7 protein-coding genes are annotated in these 7862 nt (G+C 69.0%); 6 read left to right on the top strand and 1 reads right to left on the bottom strand.

The features are described from left to right. The first annotated feature begins 95 nt into the window (after positions 1–95). The 4 genes from ABD363_RS05235 (at position 96) to ABD363_RS05220 (ending at position 3409) form a co-directional block, all read left to right on the top strand. The gene (locus ABD363_RS05235; RefSeq protein WP_344600146.1) at positions 96–764 is read left to right on the top strand and encodes a DsbA family oxidoreductase; all 669 of its coding nucleotides are present in this window, start codon (positions 96–98) and stop codon (positions 762–764) included. A gap of 158 nt (positions 765–922) precedes the next feature. Then, positions 923–2506 carry an FAD-binding oxidoreductase gene (locus ABD363_RS05230; RefSeq protein WP_344600145.1) on the top strand — a complete coding sequence of 528 codons (1584 nt, stop codon included), beginning with the start codon at positions 923–925 and terminating at the stop codon, positions 2504–2506. 118 nt (positions 2507–2624) lie between these two features. Continuing rightward, positions 2625–3062, top strand: a complete 438-nt coding sequence (locus ABD363_RS05225) for a DUF6069 family protein (RefSeq protein WP_344600144.1) — start codon at positions 2625–2627, stop codon at positions 3060–3062. 74 nt (positions 3063–3136) lie between these two features. After that, complete coding sequence (locus ABD363_RS05220) at positions 3137–3409, top strand: acyl-CoA carboxylase epsilon subunit (RefSeq protein WP_344600143.1); 273 nt, start codon at positions 3137–3139, stop codon at positions 3407–3409. 196 nt (positions 3410–3605) lie between these two features. Here the strand turns inward: ABD363_RS05220 and ABD363_RS05215 are convergent, their stop codons facing one another. Further along, the gene (locus tag ABD363_RS05215; RefSeq protein ID WP_425577943.1) at positions 3606–4376 is read right to left on the bottom strand and encodes a response regulator transcription factor; all 771 of its coding nucleotides are present in this window, start codon (positions 4374–4376) and stop codon (positions 3606–3608) included. A 498-nt stretch (positions 4377–4874) separates the two neighbouring features. Here ABD363_RS05215 and ABD363_RS05210 point away from each other — a divergent pair, with 498 nt between their 5' ends. Together ABD363_RS05210 and ABD363_RS05205 are read left to right on the top strand one after the other, a co-directional pair. Further along, positions 4875–6770 carry a 2-oxoacid:acceptor oxidoreductase subunit alpha gene (locus ABD363_RS05210; protein WP_344600141.1) on the top strand — a complete coding sequence of 632 codons (1896 nt, stop codon included), beginning with the start codon at positions 4875–4877 and terminating at the stop codon, positions 6768–6770. After that, positions 6760–7785 (top strand): 2-oxoacid:ferredoxin oxidoreductase subunit beta, encoded by a 1026-nt coding sequence (locus ABD363_RS05205; RefSeq protein ID WP_344600140.1) that lies wholly within the window; start codon positions 6760–6762, stop codon positions 7783–7785. Before ABD363_RS05210 ends, ABD363_RS05205 begins: the two co-directional genes overlap by 11 nt. Positions 7786–7862 lie beyond the last annotated feature (77 nt).

The raw sequence follows: 7862 nt of genomic DNA, 5'->3' as shown, positions 1-7862 counted from the left end.
CTGCAGACCAAGCACGCCGACCTGCCCTCCCGCAAGCACGGCAACCCGCCCCAGTAGACCGCACCTGACCGCATCAGCCGTTGGAGGCAACAGTCGTGGAACAGCAGACGCCGAGGAACACGACGGTGCGCGTACGGATCGCGCTCGACGTGATCTGCGTGCACTCCTATCTCGGCTACACCCGTTTCACCCGGGTGGCGGAACGGCTGCGCGCCGAGGGCCGGCACCTGACGGTGGAGTTCCTGCCGTTCGAGCTCGCACCGGGCGCCGGTACCGAGGGGGAGCCCCTGCTCCCCGTGTTGGAGCGGGTGTTCGGAGCGGAGGCCGTTCAGCAGACGTTGCGGTTCGCCCGGCAGCTGGCCGCGGAGGGGCTGGAGCTGCACTACGAACGCGCTGTGGCCACCGGCACGTTCGAGGCCCACCGGCTCATCGCACGCGCCGCCCGGCAGGGTCTGGCCGAGCCGATGGTGGAGCGCCTCTTCCGCGCGCACTTCACGGACGGGCTGCACATCGGCGATCCCGCCACCCTCACCCGGCTCGCGGAGGAGATCGGCCTCACGCCGGACAGCCCCGGTGCCGCGCCCGCACAGAAGGCCGCCGAGACGGACCGGCTGCGCGCCGAACTCGACCGCGTGCGCCGGCTCGGCGTCACCGGGGTGCCGGTGTTCTTCATGGACGGCGTACGGCCGCTGACCGGATCCCAGTCGGAGGAGGCGCTGTCCGCGGCACTGCGGAAGGCGGCCCGGACCGGGTCCGGGTTCTGACCGGAGTGCGCGGAACGTCAACTTTCGCATCGAGGCATCACAGATCCACGTCAAGCACGTGGTGACGACCCCCGGGGGCTGATTGGCTGACATCCACCCCCGGCCCGCATGCGTCCATGCGGTGACTTGTCAACATCCCAGCACAGATAGGGCTCAACATGTTTTCGCGACGCAGGTTCCTGGGCTCCGCGATAGCGGTGGCCGGCGCCACCGCGGGCTTCACCGCACCGACCTCGCCCACGGCCCAGGCCGCGCAGGTCGCGCCGGAGGTGATCGTCAGGCCGGGCGACGCCCGCTACGCCGAGCTCGCCGAGCGCGGCTACAACAACCGTTTCGTGGCCACTCCGGACGAGATCTGGCTCGTGCACTGCGCCTCCCAGGTGGAGAAGGCGGTGAACCAGGCCATCGCCAACAACCAGCGCATCACGGTGCGCGGCGGCGGCCACTGCTTCGAAGGGCTCGTCGACGACCCGCAGTTCCGCGTCCTCGTCGATCTGTCCGAGATGAAGGACATCACCTTCGACCCGGCGATGAACGCCTTCGCCGTCCAGGCCGGTGCCCGTCTCGGTGAGGTGTACAAGGCGCTGTACGAGGGCTGGGGCGTCACCGTCCCGGGCGGTGTCTGCCCGGAGGTGGGCGTCGGCGGCCACGTCACCGGTGGCGGGTACGGCCCGCTGTCCCGCCGGTACGGCCTCGTCGTGGACCACCTGTACGCGGTCGAGGTCGTGGTCGCGGACCGCGGCGGCAAGGCGCGCACCGTCATCGCCACGCGCAACGCCGGCGACCCGAACCGCGACCTGTGGTGGGCCCACACGGGCGGCGGTGGCGGCGGGTTCGGCATCGTGACCCGGTTCTGGTTCCGCAGTCCGGGCGCGTCCGGCAGCCCGTCCGCGCTGCTGCCGAAGCCGCCCGCGCGGATGCGCAAGACCATCGTGACCTGGCCGTGGGCGAAGCTGACCGAGGCAAGCTTCACCCGTCTGGTGCTCAACCACGGTGCCTGGCACGCCGCGAACAGCGCTCCGGGCTCCCCGTACGCCGTGATGCACAGCTCGCTGCAGCTGCACTCGTCGCTCGCGGGCACGGTCCAGCTCGAGATCCGCATGGACGCCACGCTGGCGAACACCGCCAAGCTGCACGACGACTACATCCGCGCGGTCAACGCGGGTGTCGGGGTGGAGCCGACGGTCGACGTCAAGGAGGGCACCTGGCTGGAGATCGTCCTGGAGCCGACTGCCAGCTACGGCGCGTACTCGCGGCAGAAGTCCATGGGCGGGCATCTGCGCGAGCCGCTGACCGGGGCCCAGGTCGGCGCGATCTACCGATCGCTGAGCGACCCGAACCACTACGGCGCCGGCCTGGTGTATCTGGCGGCCTACGGCTGCAAGATCAACACGGTTTCGTCGTCCGCGACGGCGATCCCGCAGCGGGACTCCGTCCTCAAGTTCTGGTACTCGAACAACTGGGCCGACCCGGCCCAGGACGAGGCCGAGGTCAACTGGCTGCGCACGCTGCGCAAGAACGTCCACGGAGCGACCGGCGGCTTCCCGGTGCCGAACGACCAGCAGGACGGCGGTTACATCAACTACCCCGACGTCGACATGCGCGATCCGGCGCAGAACACCTCGGGTGTGCCCTGGTACTCGATCATCTGGAAGGGCAACTACCCCAGGCTGCAGCGGGTCAAGACCACCTACGACCCCACCAACGTCTTCCGGCACGCCCTGTCCCTGGACCCCGCCTGACGGATCGGTCGGGCGGTCGGTCCTCGCGCCGGAAGCGCACATCACCCCTGTAAACAAGCACCGCACCGGGTGCGGGCCCAGCCCGAGGCCGATGCGGTACGACAGCCCGGAGGGCTCCATGACCAGCAGTAACCCCGCCGCCACCCGCACCGCTCAAGGACGGCGCGCACTGCCCGCGTGGCAGGCCGTGGTGGGGGGCGCCGTCATCGCCGCAGTCGTCAACCTGATCGTCCTGTTCATCGGCGACGCCGCCGGAGCCTCCCTGGTCATCGAGCTCAACGGCAAGCCGGACGAGATCGGCGCCGGTGACGTGATCTTCATGTCGGTCGCCGCGCCGTTGATCGGCGTCACGGCGGCCGTGCTCCTGGCCCGCTGGAAGCCGGTGCTCCTGCGGGTGGCGCAGATCGTGGGCGGCGCGGTGGCGGTGCTCACCGCGATCGGCCCGCTGACCCAGGAGACCGACGGCGGGACCGCGGCCACCCTGATCGCGATGCACCTGATCGTCGGCTTCGTCGCGGTGGCCGCGCTGGAGGCGATCCGCCGGTCCCGCGTCTGACCCCGCACAGCAGCCAGGCGGCCCTTCGGAACCGACCGGTTCCGAAGGACCGCCTACTCGTATGAGGAGGAAGCATGACAGCAGAGGACAACCCCGCAGCGGGCGTCACCGCGATGCCGACCACGCAGTCCTGGCGCATCACCAGCGGGGACCCCACCGCCGAGGAGGTCGCCGCGGTGGCGGTGGCACTGGCCGGCGTGCTCGCCGCGAACGCCGCTCAGGCGGCGCAGCCGACGGATGCGGGCACCGGTCGTCACGGGGCGCGCTGGACGCCGTTTTCGGCCAGGCGCAGAACAGCCACCTCCTGGGCCGCCGGACCGCTGCCGGGGTGGCGCGGCGCGGCCTGAGCCCGCCCCGGCCCGGACGGACCCCTGCGAACGGTCACGATCCCCGCATTCCACGGCGGACCATTCCCCGGGACGCGACAATGGAGAAGGACCGCCGATCGCCATTGACCGGGCGGCCCCTTTTCGGATCGCCTATCCTGGGTTTTTCATGGATCCGTTCTCGAATGCGAGACGAATCCTCAGAGAAGAGACAGCGTCAGGGATGTCCCAGACGGAAACCGACTCCGCGGGCCGTGATGATCCAGCTGCTCGCGCCCAGCTTGCTCCGCAGGCTGCTGACATGGGTGTCGATGGTGCGCCCCGGCTCCGACCGGGAATCCCGCCAGACCTGCGCCATGATCTGCTCTCGGGTGACAACGCTTCCCGGGCGCGAGGCGAGCAGGTAAAGCAGATCGAATTCCTTGCGCGTCACTTCTATGGGACGGCCGTCCAGGCAAATTTCCCGGGCACGTGGATCGATGCCCAGCGGGCCGATGGTGAGGGCCTCGTCGACGGTGACCGGCTGCCGCAGCACCCGGCGCATGACGGCCTCGATGCGGGCGATCAGCTCGGCCAGGCTGTAGGGCTTGGGCACGTAGTCGTCCGAGCCGGCCCGCAGGCTGAGGACCCGGTCGAGCTCGGAGTCACGGGACGTCACGACGATGATGGGCACGTCGCACACGGCACGGATGGTTCGGCACAGTTCGACCCCGTCGAGGTCGGGAAGGTCCAGGTCGACGAGGAGCAGGTCGGCGTTGCGGTACTGCTGCAGGGCCTGGGCGCCCGTGGCCACGCTCTCCGCGTGATAGCCGTGCCGCCACAGATCGCGCACCAGTTCTTTGGCCACGTGGGTCTCACTCTCGACCGCGAGCACCCGCAGCGCGTTACGGACTCGCCTCGCCCCCGGCCCGGTGTGCGCACTCCGCATGGGCGCCTGAAGCGGAGCACGTGGTTGTGGTTCAAGAAGCCTTACGGACTGATGCCCCATCCGAGAAATCCCCCATATTCATCCGATTTAGCGGAGCGTCGAGCCGATGTCAAAGCAGATCTACGAGAAGGGTACAGACGGCGCACTCGATCCGTCAAAGTTTCAATACTCGACGATCCGAGCAATAGGAAAAACGGAAACGCCGCCGAAACAAAAAGAAACAGACGTCGCCGAATAAGGCCCCGCCGGGCACGGCGATTTACGCCTCGCGGAGACAACATCCAAACGAAGGCGAATCGTCGCACCGCCCACTGCACCAGCCCCCCGTACAGACTTGTTCCAGCCTTTCTCGATACATCGTACACGCACTTGCGTACGATGTATACGAGGGGTGGGTCACGCAACCGGGGCCGGGAACCGCATCAGGCACAGGGGTCACCACGGGAGCACGATATCGATAACTTTCGTGAAGATTCAGTGGGGAATCGGCCATCTTCAGCGGCCGACACACCGCAGGACCGAAGCAACTTGACACTCCCCTGGGGGGAAGGCGAGCACATGACCTCTGCGCAAGCACCGGACCGCGGCACCGCTCGGGCCAAGGACGTCCGTCGTCTGGACCGGGTGATCATTCGGTTCGCGGGGGACTCGGGTGACGGTATGCAGCTGACGGGTGACCGCTTCACGTCGGAGACGGCGTCGTTCGGCAACGACCTGTCGACGCTGCCGAACTTCCCCGCGGAGATCCGCGCCCCGGCCGGCACCCTGCCGGGTGTGTCCTCCTTCCAGCTGCACTTCGCCGACCACGACATCCTCACCCCGGGCGACGCGCCGGACGTGCTGGTTGCGATGAACCCGGCGGCGTTGAAGGCCAACGTCGGTGACCTGCCGCGCGGCGCGGAGATCATCGTCAACACGGACGAGTTCACCAAGCGGGCGCTGCAGAAGGCGGGCTATGAGACCAGTCCGCTGGAGGACGGCTCGCTGGACGGCTACAGCCTGCATCCGGTGCCGCTGACGACACTGACGGTGGAGGCGCTGAGGGAGTTCGGCCTCACCCGCAAGGAGGCCGAACGCAGCAAGAACATGTTCGCGCTGGGCCTGCTGTCGTGGATGTACCACCGGCCGACCGGGGGCACGGAGAAGTTCCTGAGGACGAAGTTCGCCAGGAAGCCGGACATCGCGGCCGCCAACATCGCCGCCTTCCGGGCGGGCTGGAACTTCGGCGAGACGACCGAGGACTTCGCCGTCTCCTACGAGGTCGCCCCGGCCGCGAAGGCCTTCCCGGTGGGCACCTACCGCAACATCTCCGGCAACCTGGCCCTGTCCTACGGGCTGATCGCCGCCTCCCGGCAGGCGGACCTGCCGCTGTTTTTGGGCTCGTACCCGATCACCCCGGCCTCGGACATCCTGCACGAGCTGAGCCGGCACAAGAACTTCGGCGTACGCACCTTCCAGGCCGAGGACGAGATCGCGGGCATCGGCGCGGCGCTGGGCGCGGCGTTCGGCGGCGCGCTGGCGGTGACGACGACGTCGGGGCCCGGGGTGGCGCTGAAGTCGGAGACCATCGGGCTGGCCGTCTCGCTGGAGCTGCCGCTGCTGATCGTGGACATCCAGCGTGGCGGGCCGTCGACCGGTCTGCCGACCAAGACCGAGCAGGCCGACCTGCTGCAGGCGATGTACGGCCGCAACGGCGAGGCGCCGCTCCCGGTGATCGCGCCGAGGACGCCGGCCGACTGCTTCGACGCCGCTCTGGAGGCGGCGCGGATCGCGCTGACGTACCGCACGCCGGTGATGCTGCTGTCGGACGGTTATCTGGCCAACGGCTCCGAGCCGTGGCGGATCCCGGAGCTGGAGGAGCTGCCGGATCTGACGGTGCGGTTCGCGCAGGGCCCCAACCACACGCTTCCCGACGGCAGTGAGGTGTTCTGGCCGTACAAGCGTGACCCGCAGACCCTGGCCCGGCCGTGGGCGGTGCCGGGCACGCCGGGGCTGGAGCACCGCATCGGCGGCATCGAGAAGGAGGACGGCACGGGCAACATCTCCTACGCCCCCGCCAACCACGACTTCATGGTCCGCACCCGGCAGGCGAAGATCGACGGTATCGACGTGCCGGACGTGGAGGTCGACGACCCGCACGAGGCCAGGACGCTGGTGCTGGGCTGGGGCTCGACGTACGGGCCGATCACGGCGGCCGTGCGCCGGCTGCGCGGCGCCGGTGAGTCCATCGCCCAGGCCCACCTGCGCCACCTCAACCCGTTCCCGAGGAATCTCGGCGCGGTGGTGAAGCGTTACGACAAGGTGGTGATCCCCGAGATGAACCTCGGGCAGCTCGCCACGCTGGTCCGGGCGAAGTACCTGGTCGACGCCCACTCCCACAACCAGGTCAACGGCATGCCGTTCAAGGCCGAGCAACTCGCCCGTGCACTGGAGGAGAATCTTTGTGATCACTGAACTCAAGCTGACGGCAAAGGACTTCAAGTCCGACCAGGAGGTGCGCTGGTGCCCCGGCTGCGGTGACTACGCGATCCTGGCCGCGGTCCAGGGCTTCATGCCGGAGCTGGGCCTGGCCAAGGAGAACATCGTCTTCGTCTCCGGCATCGGCTGCTCCTCCCGCTTCCCGTACTACATGAACACCTACGGCATGCACTCCATCCACGGCCGCGCCCCGGCGATCGCCACGGGCCTGGCCGCATCCCGCCGCGATCTGTCGGTGTGGGTGGTCACCGGTGACGGCGACGCGCTGTCCATCGGCGGCAACCACCTCATCCACGCCCTGCGGCGCAACGTCAACCTGAAGATCCTGCTGTTCAACAACCGCATCTACGGCCTGACCAAGGGCCAGTACTCGCCCACCTCCGAAGTCGGCAAGATCACCAAGTCGACGCCGATGGGCTCGCTGGACGCACCGTTCAATCCGGTCTCCCTGGCCCTCGGCGCGGAGGCGTCCTTCGTGGCGCGCACCGTCGACTCCGACCGCAAGCACCTCACCGGTGTCCTGCGCGAGGCCGCCGCCCACCGGGGCACCGCCCTGATCGAGATCTACCAGAACTGCAACATCTTCAACGACGGCGCCTTCGACGTCCTCAAGGACAAGCAGCGGGCCGAGGAGGCGGTGATCCGCCTGGAGCACGCAGAGCCGATCCGCTTCGGCCCGGGCCGCTCACGCGGCGTCCTGCGCGATCCGCACACCGGCGACCTGAAGGTCGTCACGGTGACCCCGGAGAACGAGGCGCAGATCCTCGTCCACGACGCCCACGCGGACTCGCCGACCACGGCCTTCGCCCTGTCCCGCCTGGCCGACCCCGACACCCTGCACCACACCCCGATCGGCGTGTTCCGCTCCGTGAACCGGCCCGTCTACGACACCCAGATGGCCGACCAGCTCGACACCGCCATCGAGCAGAACGGCAAGGGCGACCTCGCCGCCCTGCTGGCCGGCGGCGACACCTGGACAGTGGTGGGCTGACCGGGACAGCCCCGCGGGGGCGCGGCGGCTGACCGAGAACTGTGCCGCCGCACCCTGCCCGGCCCGGACGACTCCGG

The sequence above is a fragment of the Streptomyces glaucus genome (assembly GCF_039533365.1).
GTDB classification, from domain to species: domain Bacteria; phylum Actinomycetota; class Actinomycetes; order Streptomycetales; family Streptomycetaceae; genus Streptomyces; species Streptomyces glaucus.
This window is presented reverse-complemented; position numbering and strand designations above follow the sequence as displayed.